Source organism: Type-A symbiont of Plautia stali (genome assembly GCF_059731155.1).
Genome location: NZ_AP035891.1, coordinates 2,330,126 through 2,354,811, shown reverse-complemented (window position 1 = coordinate 2,354,811; position 24,686 = coordinate 2,330,126). Strand labels below are relative to the sequence as shown.

Here is a 24,686-nt window from a genome sequence, read left to right as displayed (position 1 = left end):
GACAAGTGGAGCAAAAATTATCAGCGTTAAATCAGTAACCTGGTGGGGAACAATCGGTCAGGATGATGGACAAAATACGCGGGCGGGGAAAAGTGTGAAGCGGATCGGCCCGGCAGCAGCGTGCCGGGCCCGGTGAAGCATCAGGCTTTCTGTACCCGATTTTTAACGGTATAACCAACGGCCAGCACCAGCAGCCACACCGGAATCAGCCACACCGAAATCGCCATGCCTGGCGTCATCAGCATAATCACCAGAATGGCCGCCAGGAACAGCAGGCAGATCCAGTTACCCAGCGGATACAGCACCGCCCTGAAACGGGTGGTCACGCCCTGCTGGTCTTTTTTCTTGCGGAATTTCAGGTGCGCGAGGCTGATTATCGCCCAGTTGATGACCAGCGCGGAGACCACCAGCGACATCAGCAGACCGAAGGCTTCGCCCGGCATCAGATAGTTAATCAACACACACAGCGCAGTCGCCACCGCCGATACCAGAATGGTCGCTACCGGCACGCCACGACGGTCCACTTTCAGCAGCGCTTTTGGCGCGTTGCCCTGCTGCGCGAGGCCGAACAGCATGCGGCTGTTACAGTAAACACAGCTGTTATACACCGACAGCGCGGCGGTCAGGATCACCACGTTGAGCGCATTCGTCACCAGCGCATCACCCAGTTCGTGGAAGATCAGCACAAACGGGCTGGTCTCTTCGGTGACGCGCGTCCATGGCAGCAGGGAAAGCAGCACCGCCAGTGAGCCGATGTAGAAAATCATGATACGCCACAGCACTTGGTTGGTGGCTCTAGGGATGCTCTCTTGCGGATTGTCGGCTTCTGCGGCAGTGATACCCACCAGTTCGAGGCCGCCGAAGGAGAACATGATGATTGCCATCATCATCACCAGCCCGCTAACGCCGTGCGGCAGGAAACCGCCCTGGTTCCACAGGTTGCTGACGCTGGCCTGTGGGCCGCCGTTGCCGCTAAACAGCAGCCAGCCGCCAAACAGGAGCATGCCGATGACCACCACCACTTTGATAATCGCGAACCAGAACTCCATCTCACCGAACACTTTGACGTTGGTCAGGTTGATGGCGTTGATCACCACAAAGAAGATGGCCGCGGTGGCCCAGGTGGGGAATTCCGGCCACCAGAACTGAATATATTTGCCGACGGCGGTGAGTTCAGCCATCGCCACCAGCACATACAGCACCCAGTAGTTCCAGCCGGAGGCAAAGCCGGCAAAGTTGCCCCAGTATTTATAGGCGAAGTGGCTAAAGCTGCCGGCCACCGGCTCTTCCACCACCATTTCGCCGAGCTGGCGCATGATCAGGAAGGCAATAAAACCGGCGATGGCATAGCCGATAATCACGGCCGGACCGGCCGATTTAATCACTGATGCGCTGCCCAGAAACAGACCGGTACCGACGGCACCGCCCAGCGCAATCAGCTGAATATGGCGATTTTTCAGGCCGCGATGCAGCGTTTCGCCATGCTGTTGTTCCATACAAACCTCGTGATGTTGTTATTGTGCACCTGCAGTGCGCGCACTGTAAGGCTGTTCTATCTGTGTACGTTTTTCTTTACGGTATCCGGCGGGCTGTGTGCAAGCCTGAGCTACTCTAGCGACCAGAATAGTGATAAGCGCGACGCTTTGCACCTGCTTTTGCTTTTTGTGCTGAGAGATGGCTAAAAAAGCAGCAGCATCCTCTGCGCTTCCCTTGCGCTATTTCTGCCATGAATAACGCGTAAACACGAATAGCATTCGCTTATGGCTACGCTGCCCGGTCCGCGCTAACGCAGTGTAAGGTTTGGTAAAAGTGAAATCTGTTAACATTTGCCGGGCTGAGACTATTTTCTGCCAGATCCCGGTAAGTTAGCGCACGGTAACCGGTGTCTGCGGTGAAAGTGTGCGGGGGGCCATATAGACACAAGGTGAATACTTTGTTACTTTTACGGGCACCAATTTTCAATTGGTATTACCAATTTACTCCCGACGTTTAGCTCATAAGAAGGGATGATGACCTACAGTAAAATTCGCCAACCCAAGCTCTCCGATGCAATCGAGCAGCAGCTGGAATCCCTGATTATGGAAGGGACGCTCCAGCCGGGTGCAAAACTGCTTCCCGAGCGTGAACTGGCCAAACAGTTTGATGTCTCACGTCCATCGCTGCGCGAAGCGATCCAAAGGCTGGAAGCCAAAGGCCTGCTGCTGCGCCGTCAGGGTGGTGGCACCTTCGTACAGCAGAATCTCTGGCAAAGTCTGAGCGACCCGCTGGTCGGCCTGCTTGCTGAACATCCTGAATCCCAGTTTGACCTGCTGGAAACCCGCCACGCGCTGGAAGGCGTTGCGGCCTACTACGCTGCGCTGCGCGGCACCGACGAAGACCTGCAGCGTATTCGCGACTGTCACGTCAACATCCAGCAGGCGCAGGACAGCGGCGATTTAGATGCTGAGGCCGATGCGGTCATGAAGTATCAGATCGCTGTCACAGAGGCCGCCCATAATGTGGTGCTGCTGCATTTGCTGCGTTCGATGGGCCCTATGCTGGAACAGAACGTCCGTCAGAATTTCGAATTGCTCTACGCTCGCCGCGAAATGCTGGCGAAAGTGAGCGGTCACCGCGCCAGTATCTTTGAGGCGATTGTGGCTCGTGAGCCAGAACAAGCACGCGAGGCATCCCATCGTCACCTGGCGTTCATTGAGGAAATCTTGCTGGACAGAAGTCGGGAGCAGAGCCGTCGTGAACGCTCCCTGCGTCGTTTACAGCAACGTAAGGAATAAGGCACGGCAATGAACGTGCGACATAAACGACGGGCCTGTCTTCTTGTGCTGTGAATCAGAAGCAAAGCACAAGCAGACAGGCTCCTGATAATTCAACGTATTAGACACAGATAAGGAATACACCCCATGTCAGAACGTTTACAGAATGACGTGGATCCGATCGAAACTCGTGACTGGCTACAGGCGATCGAATCGGTCATCCGTGAAGAAGGTGTTGAGCGCGCGCAGTATCTGATTGATCAGGTATTGAGTGCTGCACGCAAAGGCGGTGTGAAAGTGGCAGCGGGCGGCAATGCCGTCAGCAACTACATCAACTCCATTGCGGTCGAAGATGAGCCGGAATATCCGGGGAACACCTCTCTTGAACGTCGTATCCGTTCCGCAATCCGCTGGAATGCCATTATGTCGGTTCTGCGTGCGTCGAAGAAAGATCTGGAGCTGGGTGGTCACCTGTCGTCTTTCCAGTCTTCTGCCACCATTTATGAAGTGTGCTTCAACCACTTCTTCCGCGCGCGTAGCAAGCAGGATGGCGGCGATCTGGTCTATTTCCAGGGCCACATTTCTCCGGGCATCTACTCCCGTGCGTTCCTTGAAGGACGCCTGACTGAAGAGCAGATGAACAAATTCCGTCAGGAAGTCCACGGCAACGGTCTCTCTTCCTATCCGCATCCAAAACTGATGCCGGACTTCTGGCAGTTCCCGACCGTGTCGATGGGTCTCGGCCCACTGAACGCCATCTATCAGGCGAAGTTCCTGAAATATCTTGAACACCGCGGCCTGAAAGATACCTCTAAGCAGACTGTTTACGCCTTCCTTGGCGATGGCGAGATGGACGAACCAGAATCCAAAGGTGCGATCACCATCGCTACCCGTGAGAAGCTGGATAACCTGGTGTTCATCATCAACTGTAACCTGCAGCGTCTCGACGGTCCGGTCACCGGTAACGGTAAGATCATCAACGAGCTGGAAGGCATCTTTGCCGGTGCTGGCTGGAACGTGATCAAAGTGATCTGGGGCGGACGCTGGGACGAGCTGCTGAAGAAAGACACCAGCGGCAAGCTGATTCAGCTGATGAACGAAACCGTTGACGGCGACTATCAGACCTTCAAATCACGCGACGGTGCGTACGTGCGCGAGCACTTCTTCGGTAAATACCCGGAGACCGCAGCGCTGGTGAAAGACTGGTCAGACGAAGAGATCTTCGCCCTGAACCGTGGTGGTCACGATCCGAAGAAAATCTACGCGGCACTGAAGAAAGCGCAGGAGACCAAAGGTCAGCCAACGCTGATCCTGGCGCATACCATCAAAGGCTATGGTATGGGTGACACCGCGGAAGGCAAGAACATCGCGCACCAGGTTAAGAAGATGAACATGGATGGCGTTCGCTACATCCGCGATCGCTTCAACGTGCCAGTGGCTGACGACAAGATCGAACAGCTGCCGTATGTGACCTTCGAAAAAGGCTCAGAAGAGTACAACTACCTGCACGGCCAGCGCGAGAAGCTGGGTGGCTATCTGCCAACCCGTCAGGCTGAGTTCAGCGAAAAGCTGGAAATGCCGGCGCTGGAAGAGTTCAGTGCGCTGCTGGAAGAGCAGAGCAAAGAGATCTCTACCACCATCGCCTTCGTGCGTGCGCTCAACGTGATGCTGAAGAACAAGTCGATCAAAGATCGTCTGGTGCCGATCCTCGCGGACGAAGCGCGTACCTTTGGTATGGAAGGTCTGTTCCGTCAGATTGGTATCTACAGCCCGAACGGTCAGCAGTATACGCCGCAGGACCGTGAGCAGGTTGCTTACTATAAAGAAGACGAGAAAGGCCAGATTCTGCAGGAAGGGATCAACGAGCTGGGCGCAGGTTCTTCCTGGCTGGCGGCGGCGACCTCTTACAGCACCAACAACCTGCCGATGATTCCGTTCTACATCTATTATTCGATGTTTGGTTTCCAGCGCATCGGCGATCTGATGTGGCTGGCAGGCGACCAGCAGGCGCGCGGCTTCCTGGCGGGCGGCACGTCCGGTCGTACCACGCTGAACGGTGAAGGTCTGCAGCACGAAGATGGTCACAGCCACATTCAGTCGCTGACTATCCCGAACTGTATCTCTTACGATCCGTCGTACGCGTACGAAGTGGCAGTCATCATGTATGACGGTCTGGTACGTATGTACGGCGAAGCGCAGGAAAATATTTACTACTACATCACCACGCTGAACGAAAACTACCACATGCCTGCGATGCCGCAGGGTGCGGAAGAGGGTATCCGTAAGGGTATCTACAAGCTGGAGACGGTAGAAGGCAGCAAAGGCAAAGTGCAGCTGTTGGGCTCAGGTTCCATCCTGCGTCACGTGCGCGAAGCGGCACAGATCCTGGCGAAGGATTACGGCATCGGTTCTGACGTCTACAGCGTGACCTCGTTCACCGAGCTGGCACGCGACGGTCAGGATTGTGAGCGCTGGAACATGCTGCACCCAACGGAAACTCCACGCGTACCGTACATCGCTCAGGTGATGAACGACGCGGCGGCGGTGGCATCTACCGACTACATGAAGCTGTTCGCAGAGCAGGTTCGCAGCTACGTGCCAGCCAGCGATTATCGCGTGCTGGGTACCGATGGTTTCGGCCGTTCAGACAGCCGCGAAAACCTGCGTCACCACTTCGAAGTAGATGCGTCATACGTAGTGGTTGCAGCCCTGGGTGAACTGGCTAAACGCGGCGAAATCGAGAAGAAAGTGGTGGCGGATGCGATCGCGAAATTCAACATCGATGCCGATAAAGTTAACCCGCGTCTGGCTTAAGAGGTAATAGAGTAATGGCTATCGAAATTAACGTACCGGATATCGGGTCAGACGAAGTTGAAGTCACCGAGATTCTGGTCAAGGTGGGCGACAAGGTTGAAGCCGAACAGTCGCTGATCACCGTGGAAGGCGATAAAGCCTCGATGGAAGTGCCTTCGCCGCAGGCCGGCGTGGTTAAAGAGATCAAAATCGCGACCGGTGACAAAGTGAATACCGGTTCACTGATTATGATTTTCGACGCCGAAGGTGCAGCTGCTGCGGCACCGGCCGCCGAAGAGAAGCCAGCGGAAGCCGCACCTGCTGCGGCCGCCGCCAGCGAAGCAAAAGACGTTAACGTACCGGATATCGGCGGCGACGAAGTAGAAGTCACCGAAATCCTCGTTAAAGTGGGCGACAAAGTGGCGGCAGAACAATCGCTGATCACCGTCGAAGGCGACAAAGCGTCCATGGAAGTGCCTGCACCGTTTGCCGGTGTGGTGAAAGAGATCAAAATCGCCACGGGCGACAAGGTGAACTCCGATTCACTGATCATGATCTTTGAAGCCGAAGGCGCGGCGCCAGCAGCGGCTGCCAAACCTGCAGTGAAAGAAGCGGCAGCCTCCGCGCCAGCCGCGGCTGCGGGTGCCAAAGACGTTAACGTCCCGGATATCGGCGGCGACGAAGTGAAAGTCACCGAAGTCCTGGTCAAAGTAGGCGATAAAGTTGAGGCTGAGCAGTCACTGATCGTGGTGGAAGGCGATAAAGCGTCAATGGAAGTTCCGGCGCCGTTTGCCGGTACGGTTAAAGCGCTGAAAGTGGCTACCGGCGATAAAGTCAGCACCGGAACGCTTATCATGGTGTTCGAAGTAGAAGGCGCTGCGCCGGCTGCTGCGGCACCGGCCGTGAAACAGGAAGCCGCACCAGCTGCAGAAGCCAAACCGGCTGCTGCACCTGCGCCAGCAGCGGCGAAAGCCGATGCGAAGAGCGAATTTGCTGAAAACGACGCTTACGTGCACGCCACGCCGGTGATTCGTCGCCTGGCGCGCGAGTTCGGTGTTAATCTGGCGAAAGTCAAAGGCACCGGCCGTAAAGGTCGCATCCTCAAAGAGGACGTGCAGGCTTACGTGAAAGACGCGGTGAAACGCGCTGAAGCGGCACCGGCTGCGGCAGCAGGCGGCGGTATTCCAGGCATGCTGCCATGGCCGAAGGTGGACTTCAGCAAGTTTGGTGAAATCGAAGAAGTGGAACTGGGTCGTATCCAGAAAATCTCGGGCGCTAACCTGAGCCGTAACTGGGTAATGATTCCGCATGTGACTCACTTCGACAAAACCGATATCACCGATCTGGAAGCGTTCCGTAAGCAGCAGAATGCGGAAGCCGAGAAGCGTAAGCTGGATGTGAAGTTCACCCCGGTGGTGTTCATCATGAAAGCGGTCGCAGCGGCACTGGAGCAGATGCCACGTTTCAACAGCTCGCTGTCGGAAGATGGCCAGAAGCTGACGCTGAAAAAGTACATCAACATCGGTGTGGCGGTCGATACGCCAAACGGTCTGGTGGTTCCGGTGTTCAAAGACGTGAACAAGAAAGGCATCACTGAGCTGTCGCGTGAGCTGATGGCGACGTCGAAGAAAGCGCGTGATGGCAAACTGACCGCCAGCGATATGCAGGGCGGCTGCTTCACCATCTCCAGCCTTGGCGGCCTCGGCACCACGCACTTCGCGCCAATTGTTAACGCGCCGGAAGTGGCTATCCTCGGGGTGTCTAAGTCGGCGATGGAGCCGGTGTGGAACGGCAAAGAGTTCGCTCCGCGCCTGATGATGCCGATTTCGCTGTCGTTCGACCACCGCGTAATCGACGGTGCGGATGGTGCGCGCTTCATCACCATCATTAACAATATGCTGTCTAATATTCGCCGTCTGGTGATGTGACGTTAATCAAGGCCGGCAAATGCCGGCCTTGTTGTAAGCATTCGGAGTTGCCGCGGTTGGCAGTTTGTTAACAATTCTGTAAACTCTCGCGGTGAAATGTCCCGGTGGAGATAGGGCATCAAGAGCCTGGAAAAGGGTCGCTTTTGACCGCCGGCAATCTAACAAGAGGTCATGATGAGTACAGAGATTAAAACTCAAGTCGTGGTACTTGGGGCAGGTCCTGCAGGTTACTCTGCAGCCTTCCGTTGCGCTGATTTAGGTCTGGAAACCGTACTGGTAGAGCGCTACAGCACCCTCGGCGGTGTCTGTCTGAACGTCGGCTGTATCCCGTCAAAAGCGCTGCTGCACGTGGCGAAAGTTATCGAAGAAGCTAAGGCTCTGGAAGAGCACGGTATCGTGTTTGGCCAGCCGCAGACTGACATCAACAAAATCCGTACCTGGAAAGAGAAAGTCATCACTCAGCTGACCGGCGGTCTGGCTGGCATGGCAAAAGGCCGCAAAGTGAAAGTGGTCAACGGTCTGGGTAAATTCACCGGTGCCAACACGCTGGTAGTGGAAGGAGAGGGCGGCGCAACCACCATCAACTTCGATAACGCCATTATCGCTGCCGGCTCGCGTCCTATCGAACTGCCCTTCATTCCGCATGACGATCCGCGCGTGTGGGACTCTACCGATGCGCTTGAGCTGAAAGAAGTTCCGAAGCGTCTGCTGGTTATGGGCGGTGGCATCATCGGTCTAGAGATGGGTACCGTCTACCATGCGCTGGGTTCAGAGATCGACGTGGTCGAGATGTTTGACCAAGTGATCCCGGCCGCCGATAAAGACGTGATGAAAGTGTTCACCAAGCGTATCAGTAAGAAATTCAACCTGATGCTGGAAACCAAAGTCACCGCGGTAGAAGCGAAAGACGATGGTATCTACGTATCCATGGAAGGTAAAAAAGCGCCGGCTGAACCACAGCGTTACGACGCAGTGCTGGTGGCGATTGGCCGTGTACCGAACGGTAAAGGTCTGGATGCCGGTAAAGCAGGCGTGGAAGTGGACGATCGCGGCTTTATCCGCGTTGACAAGCAGATGCGCACCAACGTGCCACACATCTATGCTATCGGTGATATCGTCGGTCAGCCAATGCTGGCGCACAAAGGCGTACACGAAGGTCACGTGGCGGCAGAGGTCATTTCCGGTCTGAAGCACTACTTCGACCCGAAAGTGATCCCTTCTATCGCTTACACCGAGCCAGAAGTGGCCTGGGTGGGTCTGACCGAGAAAGAAGCCAAAGAGAAAGGCATCAGCTACGAAGTGTCCCCCTTCTCGTGGGCGGCATCGGGCCGTGCTATCGCGTCTGACTGTGCAGACGGTATGACCAAACTGATCTTCGACAAAGAGACGCACCGTGTTATTGGTGGCGCGATTGTCGGTACCAACGGCGGCGAGCTGCTGGGTGAAATCGGTCTGGCTATCGAGATGGGCTGTGATGCCGAAGATATCGCGCTGACCATCCACGCGCACCCAACCCTGCACGAATCGGTTGGCCTGGCGGCGGAAGTGTTTGAAGGTAGCATTACTGACCTGCCAAATCCGAAAGCGAAAAAGAAATAATTTCGCCTGAGGCTTAGATTAATTAACGGCTCCTGTAAGGAGCCGTTTTTTTATTAATTGAAAACGTAAGTTGAATAGATAAAAGCGGGCGCAGGAGCATCACCTTAACGATGCCGGAATGGCGGAGGAATACCTCCTCTATTGAAGTTTACTGTTGTGCTTCGTAAGCCATGACAGCCGATAATTCAGTCACGAATATCCGCAATCGAATTCACACAGTGAACTGCGATTTGCCAAGCATGAACCTAACAGGATGAGCCCGCCGATAATCAGCGTGCTGAATTTCACCTTCATAATCACTTATTCCTTGTATTAGCACGAGCAAGCTACTACCCTAACACTGTCTGGGTGTTTTGGGTAGTGGCTCACGCGTGCGGTTAATGAAAATTAATCGCACGGTTACACCTTCCACCCCAATTTCTTTTGCAGATCTTAAGGCAGATAGCCTCAAGCGCCCGCAGGCAGTCTACGCTATTTATTTATCATTTCCTCTCTTATTTTTATCTCTTTTTTTAATCTCGGTTATTTTTAAATGGTGTATTTTAATTGAGTGACTAAATTTAACGGCTTATTTAAACAGGCACTGCATTGATAATTAATTAAATACGCGCGGTGCGTTGCGTTCAATATTTATTAGGTGATGTGGTATTAATTTTTCCTCAGGGAAAACGTGTGCGGGAATCTGAAGCTGAAGGGGGGCCGCTTTGCGCAAGCGCATCAGCACATAACCAAAAGTGAATGAACTGGTTTGAAAGGGGGTTGCAGGTTATGGATTTGCTGTGTGAAGGCCGGATGCGACAAATCACACGCTAAAATCTGCTTCTGTCACGGGCTTCCGGCACAGGCGCGAACAGCCGCTGTCACGGCCGCTCTGGCGTCTCTCCTGGCGCAAAGCGCAGACAAATCTGCTAAATAACGCGCGGATGTTGCTTTTTTGTAAACAGATTAACAATCAGCCGAAATCCTGCTATGCTGGCCGACGCAGAACTGGGCACCTCACCCTACTGTTTGACAGCATCAACAGGTGCACCGGAAAGCTATACAATGAGAGCGAGGAGAACGTCGTGCTAGAAGAATACCGTAAGCACGTTGCCGAGCGTGCTGCCCAAGGAATCGTACCTAAGCCGTTAGATGCTTCCCAGATGGCCGCGCTGGTTGAACTGCTGAAAAACCCGCCAGCGGGTGAAGAAGAATTCCTGACTGACCTGCTGGTCAACCGTGTCCCGTCGGGTGTTGATGAAGCGGCGTATGTAAAAGCCGGATTCTTGGCAGCTATCGCAAAGGGCGAAGCCCACTCTCCTCTGGTAACTCGTGAAAAAGCAGTCGAACTGCTGGGCACCATGCAGGGCGGCTACAACATCCATGCGCTGATCGAGGCGCTTGACGATGACGCTCTGGCACCGATTGCCGCTGAAGCACTGTCCCACACGCTGCTGATGTTCGATAACTTCTACGACGTCGAAGAGAAAGCCAAAGCGGGTAATCCCCACGCGAAAAAAATCCTCCAGTCCTGGGCTGATGCGGAATGGTTCCTTAAGCGTCCTAAGCTGGCAGAAAAAATCACCACCACCGTGTTCAAAGTGACCGGCGAAACCAACACCGACGACCTCTCTCCGGCGCCGGATGCATGGTCACGTCCGGATATTCCACTGCACGCGCTGGCGATGCTGAAAAACCCACGTGACGGCATCGAACCCGACGATGTTGGCAACGTTGGCCCGATCAAACAGATTGAAGCACTGCAGCAGAAAGGCTTCCCGCTGACCTATGTCGGTGACGTGGTCGGTACCGGTTCTTCACGTAAGTCCGCGACCAACTCAGTGTTGTGGTTCATGGGTGACGACATTCCGTATGTGCCGAACAAAAAAGGCGGCGGTCTGTGCCTGGGCGGTAAAATCGCACCGATCTTCTTCAACACCATGGAAGATGCCGGCGCGCTGCCGATCGAACTCGATGTTGAGCGCCTGAACATGGGCGATGTGATTGACGTTTACCCTTACAAGGGTGAAGTACGCAATCACGAGACCAATGAACTGCTGGCGACCTTTGCGCTCAAAACCGACGTGCTGCTGGATGAAGTGCGCGCCGGTGGCCGTATTCCGCTGATTATCGGTCGCGGCCTGACCACCAAAGCGCGTGAGTCGCTGGGTCTGCCGCACAGCGATGTGTTCACCAAAGCCAAAGATGTGGCTGAAAGCAACCGTGGTTACTCGCTGGCGCAGAAAATGGTGGGCCGCGCCTGCGGCGTGGCAGGGATTCGTCCTGGCGCCTACTGTGAACCGAAAATGATCTCGGTCGGCTCTCAGGACACCACCGGTCCGATGACCCGTGATGAACTGAAAGATCTGGCGTGTCTGGGCTTCTCCTCCGATCTGGTGATGCAGTCCTTCTGTCACACCGCCGCTTATCCGAAGCCGGTCGATGTCACTACACACCACACGCTGCCGGACTTCATCATGAACCGTGGCGGTGTTTCGCTGCGTCCGGGCGATGGCGTGATTCACAGTTGGCTGAACCGTATGCTGCTGCCGGATACCGTCGGCACCGGCGGTGACTCGCACACCCGCTTCCCGATTGGCATCTCTTTCCCGGCCGGTTCTGGTCTGGTGGCGTTTGCCGCAGCGACGGGCGTAATGCCTCTGGATATGCCAGAGTCAGTGCTGGTGCGCTTCAAAGGCGAAATGCAGCCGGGCATCACGCTGCGCGATCTGGTGCACGCTATTCCGCTGTACGCCATCAAGCAGGGCCTGCTGACCGTTGAGAAGAAAGGCAAGAAAAACATCTTCTCCGGTCGCGTGCTGGAAATCGAAGGTCTGCCGAAGCTGAAAGTTGAGCAGGCGTTTGAGCTGACCGATGCCTCGGCCGAGCGTTCTGCGGCGGGTTGTACCATCAGGCTGGATAAAGAGCCGATCATCGAGTATCTGAACTCCAACATCGTGCTGCTGAAGTGGATGATCTCCGAAGGCTACGGCGACCGTCGTACGCTGGAGCGCCGTATTCAAGGCATGGAAAAATGGCTGGCCGATCCGCAACTGCTGGAAGCCGATGCCGATGCGGAATACGCAGTGGTGATCGAAATCGATCTGGCGGAAATCAAAGAGCCAATCCTGTGTGCGCCGAACGATCCGGACGACGCGCGCTGGCTGTCTGACGTGCAGGGCGAGAAGATCGACGAAGTGTTCATCGGTTCGTGCATGACTAACATCGGTCACTTCCGTGCGGCAGGTAAACTGCTGGACGCGCACAAAGGCCAGCTGCCAACCCGCCTGTGGGTGGCGCCGCCAACCAAGATGGATGCCGCGCAGCTGACGGAAGAGGGCTACTACAGCGTCTTTGGTAAGAGCGGTGCGTGTATCGAAATCCCGGGCTGTTCACTGTGCATGGGTAACCAGGCGCGCGTGAAAGACGGCGCGACGGTGGTTTCCACCTCGACCCGTAACTTCCCGAACCGTCTGGGTACCGGTGCCAATGTATTCCTGGCGTCAGCCGAGCTGGCCGCGGTCGCTTCCCTGCTGGGTAAACTGCCTACGCCGGACGAGTATCAGCAGTTTATGTTGCAGGTAGATAAAACCGCTGCCGATACCTACCGCTACCTGAACTTCGATCAGCTGGGCCAGTACACCGAAAAAGCGGATGGAGTGATTTTCCAGACCGCGGTGTAAAATACGCCTGCTAATGAAAAAGGGACGAGCGCATCGTCCCTTTTTTTATGCGCTTTTTTCCCTCGCCGTCTCCAGGCATAATGCGAGCGCGATCCCACTTTCTTGCGCGCGCTGCGCACAAAATGCACGAAAGCGTGCCGTCTGGCGCGCCACTGGTATGAGGCCAACATGGAATATGAATTTCTGCGTGACGTGACCGGTCAGGTCCGGGGGCGCATGTCGATGGACCACGAAGCGGTGGGGCACTGGTTCAATGAAGAGGTGAAAGAGAATGTCGCGCTGCTGGATGAAGTCGAAGCCGCGTTGCGTGCAGTCAAAGGCACGCAGCAGCAGTGGCAGCGCGTCGGGCATGAATATACGCTGTGGCTGGGTGAAGAAGAGGTGATGATCCGCGCCAATCAGCTGGCGTTAGAGGATGACGGCCTGGAAGAGGGCATGACTTATTACGATGAGGAGAGCCTGTCGTTCTGCGGCGTGGAGGATTTTCTCGCGGTGATTGCTGCTTATCGCCGGTTTATGGCGGGCCGCTAACGGGCGCCCGCATCTGGGGCGCCACTTCCGTTGCGCAGGTTACACGCCGTTAATGGCGGAGCGGGCGTGGGATAAAGGTTCCTCATCCACAATCGGTTCGACCTTGCCGAGCAGGAACAGGTAGTTAAGGATTCCGATCACCACCAGCACCGCTGAGAACACCAGCGCCCAGGTAAAGTGACCGGTGGCACCGACGATGGCACCGGTAATGATTGGCCCGACCGCGCCGCCCATATTGGAGACGGTATTCTGCAGCACGGCAACAATTGACACGCTGTTGGTGGGCGCAACATCGCCCGAGCGCCCATACTTGGGACGCCGCGACGGTGGTGCCGGATTTAGCAATACACAGCAGCAGTACGGTCATGAACACGGAGTCGGTGAACGGCGCGAACCCGATGCACAGCGCCATCAGCAGGCCAATCGTCAGGAAAAGCTTGCGCGTGGCGGTCAGCGACAGCACTTTTTTATGCACCATACGGTCCGACGCCCAGCCCGCCAGCACCTCAATCACCATGCCGCAGATCAGCGGCAGCGCCGCCACCATGCCCATTTTCAGGAAATCCATCCCTTTGTCTTTCACAAGGTAGGTTGGCAGCCAGGTGATAAAGAAGTAGGAGGTGTAATTGATATTGATGGTGAAGAAGCCAATACACATCGCCCAGATGTTGCGGTAACGCAGCAGCTTGTACCACTTCATCGGCCGCACGTTCTTATCGCCGTGCTTCTGCACCTGGCCATCGCGGATCAGGTGCACTTCATCGGTGCTGATCGCTTTATGGTCTTCCGGGTTCTCGGCATAAATGAAGTACCAGGCGATGACCCAAATCAGCCCGACGGCACCAATCGCAAGAAAGGTCAGACGCCAGTCGAACAGCGCGATCATAAAGACGATCAGCGGCATGGCGACGGCCCCGTCAAATTTTGATGCGCTGTCGAACAGGCCGGAGACGGTGGCGCGCTCGCGGTCCGGGAACCAGCGCGCGGTAATACCGGCGTTGCTCGGATAAGCCGCCGCTTCACCCACGCCGAGCGCCAGACGCAGCGCCAGTAGCGATTTAAAGCCGGTGGCGAGCCCCATCGCCATGGTGGCAATCGACCACCAGCCGACAGCGATACCGAGGCCTTTTTTCTGGCCGAAGCGGTCGGCAAACCAGCCTGCCGGGATCTGCAACAGCGCGTAGGACCAGAAAAACGCCGCCATGATAAAGCCCATCATCTCCGGATTGATGTCGAGCTCGGTGATCAGGTGCGGTGCGGCGGCAGAGAGTACGGTACGATCAATATAGTTAATGGCGATGGCCAGCCACATCAGTCCGGCGATCCACCATCTGATGCGTGTTGAGCGTGCGATGTTGGTCATAATCATTATCCACGCGAAAAGGGTGACAGAGGAGGGCGGCGTCAGGCCAGCCCGTTCATGACATTCATCGGGCGTTCGCCCTGTTTAATACACTGCACAATCTGCGTCACGCAGCGTTCGCCGATGGCACTGATGGCACCGTCGGTATAACCGGCAAGGTGCGCCGTGGGGATAAAGTTGCTCAGGGTGAACAGCGGATGCTGCGCCAGCGGCTCCTGCACAAAGACATCCGCCGCCGCACCGGCAATCACGTTATCCTGTAATGCCTGGTAGAGATCCTGCTCATTCACCACACCACCGCGTGACGCGTTGATGAGAAACGCGCTCTTCTTCATGCGCTTCAGGCGCGCAGCGTCGAACAGGTTTTGCGTCTTGTCGGTGAGCGGCATATGTAAGGTGATGAAGTCGCTGTTCTCCGTCAGCTGATCGAGGCTGACAAACGTCACGCCGTGTTCGGTGGCGAAGGCGTCGTCCGGGTAAAAATCGAAGGCGAGGATGCGCATATTGAAGCCCTTAGCGCGCAGCGCCACCTGCTTACCGATATTGCCCAGGCCGATGATGCCGAGCGTTTTGCCGTAGACGTCGGTGGCAAAAATGCGCGGCCAGTGGCCGGCGCGGGTCTCTATTGCGGCGGTAGTGATCTGGCGCGCGCTATTGAGACACAGCACAAAGGCGAAATCGGCAACCGCGTGTTTGTTCGCGTCCGGCACGTTCGTCACGTAAATACCGCGCGCACGCGTCGCGTCGAGGTCGATGTTATCGACGCCCACGCCGTGCTTGCAGACAATTTTCAGCTGCGGTGCCAGCGACAGCAGCGCATCGTTGACCTCGGTAAAGGCCACGATCAGGGCGACGGTGTCGGCGAGATGCGGCGCCAGCGCGCTGAGCGGCGCGTCGGCGGGCAGCGTAATCAGCTCAAAGCCCTGCTGGCGCAGTGTATCGATCGGCGCGGCGTCGTAGCGGGCGAACGAAGGTGAAGTACAGATGACTTTCATAGCAAATGCTTCCCGGTGTTAATAACAGTAGCAATCGCTGCCTGAATCCGACCAGCCACCGTCAGATTAACGATAAGCCTGATGGCGGCAGAGGTGTGTAGCGGCACCCTGTATTGCACGATGAATTGCGCCGCTACAACAGCTGCGTGCTGTAAGTGCTTTGAATTTCTTGGCTTTACTGCAAATACTGATTCACGATCTGGCGGATCTTCTGCTCTTCCTCCGCAGAGAAGCGCACCGCGTAGCGGCTGTCGCCGACCTCATAATAGCCGAGCAGCGCCACGGCTTTTTTCACCGCCGCCGGGGAAAAACCAATGCTGTAGAGATCGGTACGCAGGCCGGTGACGTTCTCCTGAGCTGCGCGCGACCCGGCGATGTCGCCGGCATGGAAGCGTGCCCAGATGGCGTTAATCTCTTTCGGCGCCACGTTAGCCAGCCCGGAAATACAGGCGGAACAGCCCTCGACAAAGCCCTGATGAATCAGTAAATCCGGCCCGTTCAGCACGTTGAAATGCGCAATACCTGCCGCTGCATGCTGGCTCGGCTCGGGCGGCACCGTATCAACCAGGCTCAGGCTGGCGATCTGCTGCTGCAGCCGGGCGATAAGCGCCTGCACCGCCGGAATGCCCAGAATGTTTTTATCCGTGACCAGCAACGCCTTCTGCTTATCCTGCAGTAAATAGCTGAGATCGTTCAAAGCCTGATAGCCACTGATCACGGTGCTGTTGATATTCATGTCATGCTCTTATAACGGTTTTGCACATTATGATTAGGTTTGCACAATACTGTGCGGGGTATATCCCTTTCTGAGGCTAAATTTATAGGCGATATCGATTTCAATTAATTTGATCTTGCCCACATGTAATCAATTACGATTTAATATAATCAAATGCAGCGCGGCAGGGGCCGTGACAGGAGAGAGAATTACTTCATCGCCATGGAAAACGCCCGTTCTGGTGATTGCCGACGATTTTACCGGTGCCAATGACGCAGGTAGCGGCTTCGCGCTGGCCGGCGCGCGCGTCCACGTGCTGTTCAATAACCTGACACCCTCGGATGCCGGCGCCGCGGATGTGCTGGTGATCAGCACCGATAGCCGTGCGGTGAGCGCAGCGGAAGTCGCCAGCCGCACGTATGCCGCGATTCAGCCGCATCAGCAGATAGCGCAACACGGCTGGCTGTTTAAGACGATTGAGACTCAACGCTGCGCGGCAATCCGGGCGCTGAGGTGGCGGCCGCGCTGCAGGTCAGCGCGAAACGGCTGGCGCTGGTGGTGCCGGCGGTGCCAAAGCTGGGCCGCATCACGCGCGGCGGGGAAATGTGGATCCATCAGCAGCGCCTGACCGACACCGAATTTGCCAGCGATCCTAAAACCCCGGTGACCAGCAGTAACGTGCTGACGCGGCTGCAGATGCAATGCGACCTGCCGGGCGAGCAGATCGATCTTGCCACGGTACGCAGCGGCACGCTGGCCGCACGGCTGGCGACCAGTCAGGGCCTGCTGGTACTGGACGCGGAACAGCAGGCGGATATCGACACTATCATCGCGGCTGCCGCGACGCTGCCGGAACGTCCGCTGCTGGTCGGGGCGTCCGGGTTAAGCGATGCGCTGGGTGCGCATCTTGCTGAGCGGCCATCTCGCCCGGTGCTGGCGATTGTCGGTTCGATGAGCGCCATGGCGCAGCAGCAAATCGCCCGGCTCGCCAGCCAGCGTGACATCCGCTTGATTGATATTTGCCAGCTGTTTGCCACACCGGCATGGCCACAGGCGGCGGCCTGGCAGCAGGCGATGCTCCAGGCGCTGCGCGAGGGCGTGCACTGTGTGGTGCGCACCACGCAACAGGCTGACCAGCGCCACGCGATTGCGCAGCTGTGTCAGCAGCATCAGGTTACGCGCCAGCAGCTCGGCGAGCGCATCTGCCAGTTCCTGGCGCAGCTGACGCGCGCCGTCTGCGCGCACATTCAGCCTGCCGGCCTGTTTCTTTCCGGCGGTGACGTGGCCATCGCGGTGGCTCAGGCGCTCGGGGCCAGCGGCTTTCAGATTCAGGGCCTGGTGGCGGGCTATGTGCCGCACGGGGTTCTGCTTAACAGTGAATTACACCTGCCGGTGATGACCAAAGCGGGTGGCTTTGGTGATGAAAACACCTTGGCAGAAGCCATTCGTTTTATTGAGAAGAAGTCGAGTGAATAACACTATTGCGGTGACCATGGGCGATCCGGCGGGCATCAGCCCGGAAATCATCATTAAAGCGCTGGCGGAAGGGGAGCTGGCGGGTATTCCGGCGGTGGTGGTCTGCTGTGCCGCGACGCTGCGTCGGGTGCTAGCATTGAATATTACGCCGCACGCCGAGCTGCGCGTGCTGGACAGCGTGCAGGATGCGCATTTCGCACCGTGCATCATTAACGTCGTCGATGAGCCGCTGGCCGATCCTGATGCGTTGCAGCCGGGCAGGTTGCAGAAGCAGGCCGGCGATCTGGCCTGGCGCTGCGTGAAGCGCGCCACCGAACTGGCGCTGGCGGGTGAAGTGCAGGCGATTGCCACCGCCCCGCTGAACAAAGAGGCGCTGCACGCGGCGGGCCACATTTATCCCGGCCACACCGAACTGCTGGCACAGATGACCTATACCAAAAATTACGCCATGGTGCTGTATACCGACCATCTGAAAGTGATCCACGTGACCACGCACATCGCGCTGCGTAAGTTCCTCGACACGCTGAACGGCGAACGTATTCAGACGGTGATCGGCATGGCTGACCGCTTCTTGCGTCGTGTGGGCTATACAAACCGCGCATCGCCGTCGCCGGGGTCAATCCGCACGCGGGCGAGAATGGCCTGTTTGGTGATGAAGAGATCACCACGGTGACGCCAGCGATCCAGGCAATGAAGCAGCAGGGCATTGATGTCTATGGCTCGTGCCCGCCAGATACGGTGTTTTTACAGTGCCAGCAGGGGCAGTACGATATGGTGGTGGCGATGTACCACGATCAGGGACATATCCCGTTGAAACTGCTTGGGTTTTATGATGGCGTCAACATCACGGCGGGACTGCCGTTTATCCGCACTTCCGCCGATCACGGCACGGCATTTGATATCGCCTGGACAGGTAAAGCGAACTCTGCGAGCATGGCGATCTCGATTAAACTCGCGATGCAGCTTGCATAGGGAAATATGAAGGGACAAAGCCGTCTCGACCAGATTATGGACTATCTCAAAAGTCATAATCTGGTCACTGTTGAACAGCTGGTGAGCGCCATTTCTGCTTCGCCAGCCACCATTCGCCGCGATCTGATTAAGCTGGACAAGGAAGGGGTGATTAGCCGCAGCCACGGCGGCGTCACGCTGAACCGCTTTATCCCGACGCAGCCGACCACGCTGGAGAAGATGCAGCGTAACCTAGCGGAGAAGCAGGCCATCGCGCAGTTCGCCGCCAGCTATGTGCAGTCCGGCGATGCGGTGGTGCTGGATGCCGGCACCACCATGCTGGAACTGGCACGACAGCTGACCCATTTGCAGCTGCGGGTGATCACCGCCGATCTGCACATTGCGCTGTTTTTGTCGGAGTTTAAACAGATTGAGACCACCATCATCGGCGGCCGCATCGACGACTCCAGCCAGTCGTGCATTGGTGAGCACGGCCGGCGCCTGCTGCGCAGCATCAATCCGGACATTGCGTTTGTCAGCTGTAACTCATGGAGTATTGAGCGCGGTATTACCACGCCGACGGAAGACAAAGCCGGGCTGAAGATGGATCTGCTGGCCAACGCGCGCCGGCGCATTCTGCTGGCCGACAGCAGTAAATATGGCTCATGGTCGCTGTACTGCGCGGCACCGATTGATAGCCTGACCGATGTGGTCACAGATTCTCGCCTCGATGAGGCGGTATGCCGTGATTTGCGCGAGCGCGGCATTGGCCTGCAGCTGACCGCGTAAGTGCGCCGCCTGCATCAGCGGGTGAATGACGTGCGCTGTACTACCACGGCGCAGCCTTCACCCACTGCTGGCGCTGAGTTATAACAACTTCAATCCCGTCGCCGGGATATTGCGCCCGTAGTAAATCTCACGCATCTCCTTCCACAGCAGATTGGTAATGCGCTTGTGCTCCTGCGGGCTCAGTTCTTCGGGTTTGGTGTTGAACAGGTAATACTTCAGATCAAACGCTTTCAGCAACATCTTGGTGTGAAAGATGTTTTCCTGATAAACGTTGACGTCCACCATGTCGTACATCGCTTTCATATCCTCGGACATGAAGTTCTGAATTGAATTGATCTCATGGTCGATAAAGTGCTTCACGCCATTGACGTCGCGGGTGAAGCCGCGCACGCGGTAATCCACGGTCACGATATCCGACTCCAGCTGGTGGATCAGATAATTCAGCGCCTTCAGAGGCGAAATCACTCCGCAGGTCGAGACTTCAATGTCGGCGCGGAAGGTACATAAACCGCCTTCCGGGTGACTTTCCGGATAGGTGTGTACGCAGATGTGACTCTTGTCGAGGTGTGCGACCACCGAATTGGGCAGCGGGCCGGGATGCTCGGAATTATCGATATCCTGCGGATTAATCGGCTCTTCGCTGACCAGAATCGTCACGCTGGCACCCTGCGGCTCATAATCCTGGCGCGCGATATTCAGCACGTTAGCACCGATAATCGAGCAGGTCTCGGTGAGGATTTCCGTCAGGCGGTTCGCGTTATATTGCTCATCAATATAGGCGATATAGTCATCACGTTCGGCTTCGCTATTGGCATAGCAAATGTCGTAGATACAAAAACTCAGGCTTTTGGTCAGATTATTGAAGCCATGTAGTTTTAGCTTTTGCAATTGGGTTCACCTCCTGAGATCAGCTGAGCGCGTTCAATAAGATAGTGCGGCAGGGCAAAGCTGCCGATGTGCAGCTGTGGTGTGTAATAACGGCAGGGCAGTCCGGCCGCGGCAAAACGCGACTGCAGCGTCGCGAAGTCCGTCTGGCGTAGCGCCGGATCGTCGCTCGCCCAAGCGAAGGTCATGATGCCGCCGTAGTAGGTCGGAATGGCCGCCTGATAAAAGCTGACGTCAGCAAAATAGTGGCTGAGTTTGCGGTGGCTGTTGACCGCTTCATCCTGCTGCAGGAAGCAGACGCCGTTCTGCGCGACAAAGACGCCACCGGGATTGAGTGCCTGTTTGCAACCAGCATAAAACGCCGAGGTGAACAGACTCTCGCCGGGACCGATTGGATCGGTACAGTCGGAGATGATCACATCAAACCGTTCCTGCGTCTGGCTGACGAAATTAACGCCATCGTCGATCACCAGCTGCAGACGCGGATCGTCGTAGGCGCCGGCGCTGTGGTTGGGCAGATAGGTTTTACAGAAATTCACCACGGCGGCATCAATTTCCACCATGGTGATGTGCTCAACGCGATGATGCCGGGCGACCTCGCGCAGCATCGCGCCGTCACCGCCGCCGATAATCAATACGCGCCGGGCATTGCCGTGCGCCAGAATCGGCACGTGCGTCATCATTTCGTGATAGATAAACTCATCGCGCTCGGTGGTTTGCACCACGCCGTCCAGCGCCATAACGCGGCCAAACGCGGCGTTCTCAAATATCACCAGATCCTGATGCGCGGTTTTATCGCGGTATAGCAGATTGTCTACGCTGAAATATTGGCCAAAGCCGCTATGCAGCGTCTCATGCCAGGTCTCTTTGTTGGCCATGCCGAAGCGCTCCTTATGCTATTAACGCGCAATAATGCCAGAAAAAAGCATAACGAATTATGACCGTGCTTGCACGGTCAGGGCGTTAACAGCAGCGCAGGGCGGAGGATTATTTCATGTAGGCAAACAGGCTGAGGGAATCGCGCGCCAGCGACTTACACTTTTTGTCGTTGGTGATGGCGATACCGCTCAAATCTTTGTAGCTCTCTTCACCGAGGGATTTCATGTTGTAAGCGCTGTAGTTGCTCAGATCCCAGCGGTTTTGCTGGGCAAAAAACACCAGTGCTTTACGAATCTGCGCGTCAGGCAGATCCTGATAGCCGCAATCATTTTTCAGATAGACAAACACGGCGGTGAGGTCAGCCAGATCTTCTGCTTCGGATTCGGATTCGCTCAGGGCAAAACTGGTGGAGGAGAAGCCAAGGAGTCCCGCCAGCAGGATCTTGATGCTTTTCGTCATAATCGTTCTCAACAAGGGACAATTTAATGACGTTAGCACAGTTACTGCCGGGATTCCGCTAAATTTGGCTAAATGGGTCACTGGCGCGCTTTTTATCCTGGCAGGCGGTTTCCCCCCCTTGACCCTCCCGCAGGGGAAAGGTTTACGCTGTGCCCCTATTCACGATAAGGATATGAATATGCAACGTCGTCATTTTCTCAAGCTGACTGCCGCCCTCAGTGCAGCAGGCGCGCTGCCCTTCTGGAGCCGCTCGCTGATGGCCGCTACGCGCCCGCTGTTGCCCATCCCGTCGCTGCTGGAGCCCGATTCTCACGGCCAGTACACGCTGACCGCCATGACCGGCAGCAGCCAGTGGAACGGCAAAACCGTCCCAACCTAGGGTTACAACTGTAGCCTGCTCGGCCCGGCGCTGCGGCTGCAGCGTGAGAAAAGCGTCACCGTCAATATTCATAATCGCCTGCCGGAAGCCACCACGCTGCACTGGCACGGGCTGGAAATTCCCGGCGCGGTGGATGGCGGTCCGCAGGCGCTGATTGCGCCCGGCGCCACGCGTCAGGTGAGTTTTACCCCCGATCAACCGGCAGCGACCTGCTGGTTCCATCCGCATCAGCACGGCAAAACCGGTTACCAAGTGGCGCAGGGGCTGGCGGGGCTGGTACTGCTGGAAGATGAGGCGTCCGGCAAGCTGCGGCTGCCGATGCAGTGGGGCGAAGATGATGTGCCGCTGATTTTCCAGGATAAGCAGCTCACTTAAGACGGCACGCGTATCGATTATCAGCTGGATATCATGCGCGCCGCCGTGGGCTGGTTTGGCGATGTGATGCTGACCAACGGCGTGCCGTATCCGCAGCACGCGGTGCCGCGCGGCTGGCTGCGTCTGCGCCTGCTCAACGGCTGCAACGCGCGCTCGCTGCATATCGCCGCCAGCGATAAACGTCCGCTGTACGTGGTGGCGAGCGACGGTGGCCTGCTGGCTGAACCGGTGAAGGTGGAGAGCCTGCCGCTGCTGCCGGGCGAGCGCTTCGAAGTGCTGGTGGATACCTCAGACGGCAAAACCTTCGATATCGTAACGCTGGCGGTCATGCAGATGGGCATGACGCTGGCGCCGTTCGATCAGCCGCTGCCGCTGGTGCAGATTCTGCCGCTGCGCGTGATGGCCAGCGGTACGCTGCCGGACCAGCTGGTGGATGTGCCGCCGCTGCCGTCAACGGAAGGGCTGCAGAGCCGCTGGCTACAGCTGATGATGGATCCGCAACTGGATCAGCAGGGCATGCAGGCGCTGCAGCAGCGCTACGGTGCCAAAGCGATGGTCAGCCAGCACGGCGCGGGCAAACCGATGGATCACGGCAGCATGAACATGGACCATGGCGCGATGGATCACGGCAACATGGATCACGGCGATATGGCGATGGATCATGTCAACAACGCCAGCAGCGCCGCATATGATTTCCACAACGGCAACAAAATCAACGGCCAGGCCTTTAACATGGAAAAGCCAATGTTTGCCGTGCCGCTGGGCAAGTATGAAAAATGGACCATCTCCGGTGAAGGCGACGCCATGCTGCATCCGTTCCACATTCACGGCACGCAGTTCCGCATTCTCTCCGAGAACGGCAAGCCGCCTGCGGCGCATCGCGCCGGCTGGAAAGATATGGTCAGCGTCAACGGCTGGCGCAGTGAAGTGCTGGTGCGCTTCAACTACGTCGCCGATAGCGAAAATGCCTATATGGCGCACTGCCATCTGCTGGAGCATGAAGATACCGGCATGATGCTGGGCTTTACGGTGAGCTGACGGCCGCTTCCAGCGCCAGCGCGTTGAGAAAGCGGAATGCCGCAGCCTGGCCGCCCTCGATATCAAAGGAGAAGGTGGAACCGGCACCGCTTGCACTGGCGCCGCCAGGTTTCCCCTACCGGGCTGCTGGCGTCCAGATACGGCAGCCAGTGCAGTTTCGCCACCTACGCGTGATCGCGTAAAAATGCCGCGACCTGTTCCGCATTGCTGGCGGCTTTCTCCATGCGCAGCGACAGCGTTTCCAGCGAGCGGCCAATCATCCAGCTGGAGTGCGGATCGAGCTGGGTGCCAATCGCGCTCCGCAGCGAACGCACCTTGTTAATTAACGCCCGGCTGCCCAGCGCGGCGCCGGCAATCAAATCGGAATGACCGCCGACATATTTGGTTAGCGAGTAGAGGGAGATATCCGCGCCGTGCTGCAGTGGACGCTGAAACAGCGGGCCGAGCCGGGTGTTGTCGCAGGCGAGAATCGGCCGGGAGCCCTGCTGCTGGGTGATCACCTCCGCCACCTGACGCATCAGTTGGATGTCCACCAGACTGTTGGTGGGGTTGGCCGGCGTTTCAATCAGAATCATCGCGACGCGCCCGCGCTGCCACGCCAGCTTCGCGGCTTCATACACTTTATCTTCGTCGGTGCCGTCGCTGAATCCCACCGCTTTGATCTCCAGATCGTGCAGCGTTTTGCTCAGCAGCGTTTCGGTGCCGCCGTACAGCGGCTGCGAGTGCAGGATCACTTCGCCGGGGCGGGCAAAGGTCCAGCAGCGTGGTGGCAATCGCCGACATGCCGGAAGAGAACAGCGCGGCGCTTTCGGCACCTTCATAAATGGCCAGCCGATCTTCGACGATCTCGCTGTTAGGGTGGTTGAAGCGGGAATAGACCAGCCCGCCGCTTTTGCCCGCCGGCGGTTGCTGGCGGCCGGCAACGAAATCGAAAAATTCTTTGCCCTCTTCGCCGCTGTTAAACACAAAGGTTGACGTCAGAAACACTGGCGGCTTCACCGCACCTTCTGACAGGCGCGGATCGTAACCGTAGTTGAGCATCTGCGTTTCCGGATGCAGTTCACGCGTGCCGATCTGCGTTTTTTTACCTGATGAAGCGGCCATAGGGATCTCCAG

Annotated in this window: 12 protein-coding genes and 6 pseudogenes; 10 read left to right on the top strand and 8 right to left on the bottom strand. The window is 56.9% G+C overall.

Going from position 1 to position 24,686, the window contains the following annotated elements:
- Positions 1–140: 140 nt before the first annotated feature.
- The gene (aroP, locus tag AC6I8M_RS12565) at positions 141–1,496 is read right to left on the bottom strand and encodes an aromatic amino acid transporter AroP (protein WP_010618110.1); all 1,356 of its coding nucleotides are present in this window, start codon (positions 1,494–1,496) and stop codon (positions 141–143) included.
- Between the two features lie 513 nt (positions 1,497–2,009).
- Between aroP and pdhR the strand changes: the two genes are divergently transcribed.
- The 6 genes from pdhR (at position 2,010) to yacL (ending at position 13,266) form a co-directional block, all read left to right on the top strand.
- On the top strand, positions 2,010–2,774 hold the full coding sequence (gene pdhR / locus AC6I8M_RS12560; RefSeq protein WP_498013813.1) for a pyruvate dehydrogenase complex transcriptional repressor PdhR: 765 nt from the start codon (positions 2,010–2,012) through the stop codon (positions 2,772–2,774).
- Between the two features lie 126 nt (positions 2,775–2,900).
- Positions 2,901–5,567, top strand: a complete 2,667-nt coding sequence (aceE, locus tag AC6I8M_RS12555) for a pyruvate dehydrogenase (acetyl-transferring), homodimeric type (RefSeq protein WP_010618108.1) — start codon at positions 2,901–2,903, stop codon at positions 5,565–5,567.
- Positions 5,568–5,581: 14 nt separating this feature from the next.
- Entirely contained in the window at positions 5,582–7,474 is a 1,893-nt protein-coding gene (gene aceF, locus AC6I8M_RS12550; RefSeq protein ID WP_498013402.1) for a pyruvate dehydrogenase complex dihydrolipoyllysine-residue acetyltransferase, read from the top strand.
- A 174-nt stretch (positions 7,475–7,648) separates the two neighbouring features.
- A complete protein-coding gene (lpdA, locus tag AC6I8M_RS12545; protein WP_010618106.1) occupies positions 7,649–9,073 on the top strand; it encodes a dihydrolipoyl dehydrogenase in 1,425 nt (474 codons plus the stop codon).
- A 1,064-nt stretch (positions 9,074–10,137) separates the two neighbouring features.
- Positions 10,138–12,735, top strand: a complete 2,598-nt coding sequence (gene acnB, locus AC6I8M_RS12540; RefSeq protein WP_498013401.1) for a bifunctional aconitate hydratase 2/2-methylisocitrate dehydratase — start codon at positions 10,138–10,140, stop codon at positions 12,733–12,735.
- Positions 12,736–12,903: 168 nt separating this feature from the next.
- Entirely contained in the window at positions 12,904–13,266 is a 363-nt protein-coding gene (yacL, locus tag AC6I8M_RS12535) for a protein YacL (RefSeq protein ID WP_010618103.1), read from the top strand.
- 39 nt (positions 13,267–13,305) lie between these two features.
- Here the strand turns inward: yacL and AC6I8M_RS12530 are convergent.
- The 3 genes and pseudogenes from AC6I8M_RS12530 to AC6I8M_RS12520 form a co-directional block, all read right to left on the bottom strand.
- A pseudogene (locus tag AC6I8M_RS12530) lies at positions 13,306–14,629 on the bottom strand (MFS transporter).
- Between the two features lie 41 nt (positions 14,630–14,670).
- Complete coding sequence (locus tag AC6I8M_RS12525; RefSeq protein WP_010618102.1) at positions 14,671–15,624, bottom strand: phosphoglycerate dehydrogenase; 954 nt, start codon at positions 15,622–15,624, stop codon at positions 14,671–14,673.
- Between the two features lie 175 nt (positions 15,625–15,799).
- Positions 15,800–16,138: pseudogene (locus tag AC6I8M_RS12520) on the bottom strand (dihydrodipicolinate synthase family protein); the annotation flags it as partial.
- Positions 16,139–16,547: 409 nt separating this feature from the next.
- Between AC6I8M_RS12520 and dtnK the strand changes: the two are divergent.
- The 3 genes and pseudogenes from dtnK to AC6I8M_RS12505 all read left to right on the top strand — a co-directional run bounded on the left by dtnK (position 16,548) and on the right by AC6I8M_RS12505 (position 19,555).
- Positions 16,548–17,815 (top strand): annotated as a pseudogene (gene dtnK / locus AC6I8M_RS12515) (D-threonate kinase).
- Positions 17,760–18,787, top strand: a pseudogene (locus AC6I8M_RS12510) (D-threonate 4-phosphate dehydrogenase). The pseudogenes dtnK and AC6I8M_RS12510 overlap by 56 nt, the downstream one beginning before the upstream one ends.
- A gap of 6 nt (positions 18,788–18,793) precedes the next feature.
- Entirely contained in the window at positions 18,794–19,555 is a 762-nt protein-coding gene (locus tag AC6I8M_RS12505) for a DeoR/GlpR family DNA-binding transcription regulator (RefSeq protein WP_022547144.1), read from the top strand.
- 78 nt (positions 19,556–19,633) lie between these two features.
- Here the strand turns inward: AC6I8M_RS12505 and speD are convergent, their stop codons facing one another.
- From speD to AC6I8M_RS12490, 3 genes are all read right to left on the bottom strand, one after another.
- Positions 19,634–20,443: an adenosylmethionine decarboxylase gene (gene speD, locus AC6I8M_RS12500; RefSeq protein ID WP_010618099.1), complete on the bottom strand. Its 810-nt coding sequence runs from the start codon at positions 20,441–20,443 to the stop codon at positions 19,634–19,636.
- Positions 20,431–21,318: a polyamine aminopropyltransferase gene (gene speE, locus AC6I8M_RS12495; RefSeq protein ID WP_010618098.1), complete on the bottom strand. Its 888-nt coding sequence runs from the start codon at positions 21,316–21,318 to the stop codon at positions 20,431–20,433. Before speE ends, speD begins: the two co-directional genes overlap by 13 nt.
- A 109-nt stretch (positions 21,319–21,427) precedes the next feature.
- Positions 21,428–21,778, bottom strand: a complete 351-nt coding sequence (locus AC6I8M_RS12490; protein ID WP_010618097.1) for a YacC family pilotin-like protein — start codon at positions 21,776–21,778, stop codon at positions 21,428–21,430.
- Between the two features lie 178 nt (positions 21,779–21,956).
- Here AC6I8M_RS12490 and cueO point away from each other — a divergent pair.
- Positions 21,957–23,570 (top strand): annotated as a pseudogene (cueO, locus tag AC6I8M_RS12485) (multicopper oxidase CueO).
- On the opposite strand, the pseudogene AC6I8M_RS12480 reads toward cueO, so the two are convergent.
- A pseudogene (locus AC6I8M_RS12480) lies at positions 23,566–24,674 on the bottom strand (cystathionine gamma-synthase family protein); the annotation flags it as partial. The pseudogenes cueO and AC6I8M_RS12480 overlap by 5 nt on opposite strands.
- Positions 24,675–24,686 lie beyond the last annotated feature (12 nt).

What these genes read in the sequence shown, in the direction of transcription:
- AC6I8M_RS12505 (WP_022547144.1), top strand. Translation starts at nt 18,794, where the DNA reads ATGAAGGGACAAAGCCGTCTCGACCAGATTATGGACTATCTCAAAAGT.
- yacL (WP_010618103.1), top strand. Translation starts at nt 12,904, where the DNA reads ATGGAATATGAATTTCTGCGTGACGTGACCGGTCAGGTCCGGGGGCGC.
- pdhR (WP_498013813.1), top strand. Translation starts at nt 2,010, where the DNA reads ATGACCTACAGTAAAATTCGCCAACCCAAGCTCTCCGATGCAATCGAG.
- lpdA (WP_010618106.1), top strand. Translation starts at nt 7,649, where the DNA reads ATGAGTACAGAGATTAAAACTCAAGTCGTGGTACTTGGGGCAGGTCCT.
- speE (WP_010618098.1), bottom strand. Translation starts at nt 21,318, where the DNA reads ATGGCCAACAAAGAGACCTGGCATGAGACGCTGCATAGCGGCTTTGGC.
- aceF (WP_498013402.1), top strand. Translation starts at nt 5,582, where the DNA reads ATGGCTATCGAAATTAACGTACCGGATATCGGGTCAGACGAAGTTGAA.
- aceE (WP_010618108.1), top strand. Translation starts at nt 2,901, where the DNA reads ATGTCAGAACGTTTACAGAATGACGTGGATCCGATCGAAACTCGTGAC.
- aroP (WP_010618110.1), bottom strand. Translation starts at nt 1,496, where the DNA reads ATGGAACAACAGCATGGCGAAACGCTGCATCGCGGCCTGAAAAATCGC.
- AC6I8M_RS12490 (WP_010618097.1), bottom strand. Translation starts at nt 21,778, where the DNA reads ATGACGAAAAGCATCAAGATCCTGCTGGCGGGACTCCTTGGCTTCTCC.
- AC6I8M_RS12525 (WP_010618102.1), bottom strand. Translation starts at nt 15,624, where the DNA reads ATGAAAGTCATCTGTACTTCACCTTCGTTCGCCCGCTACGACGCCGCG.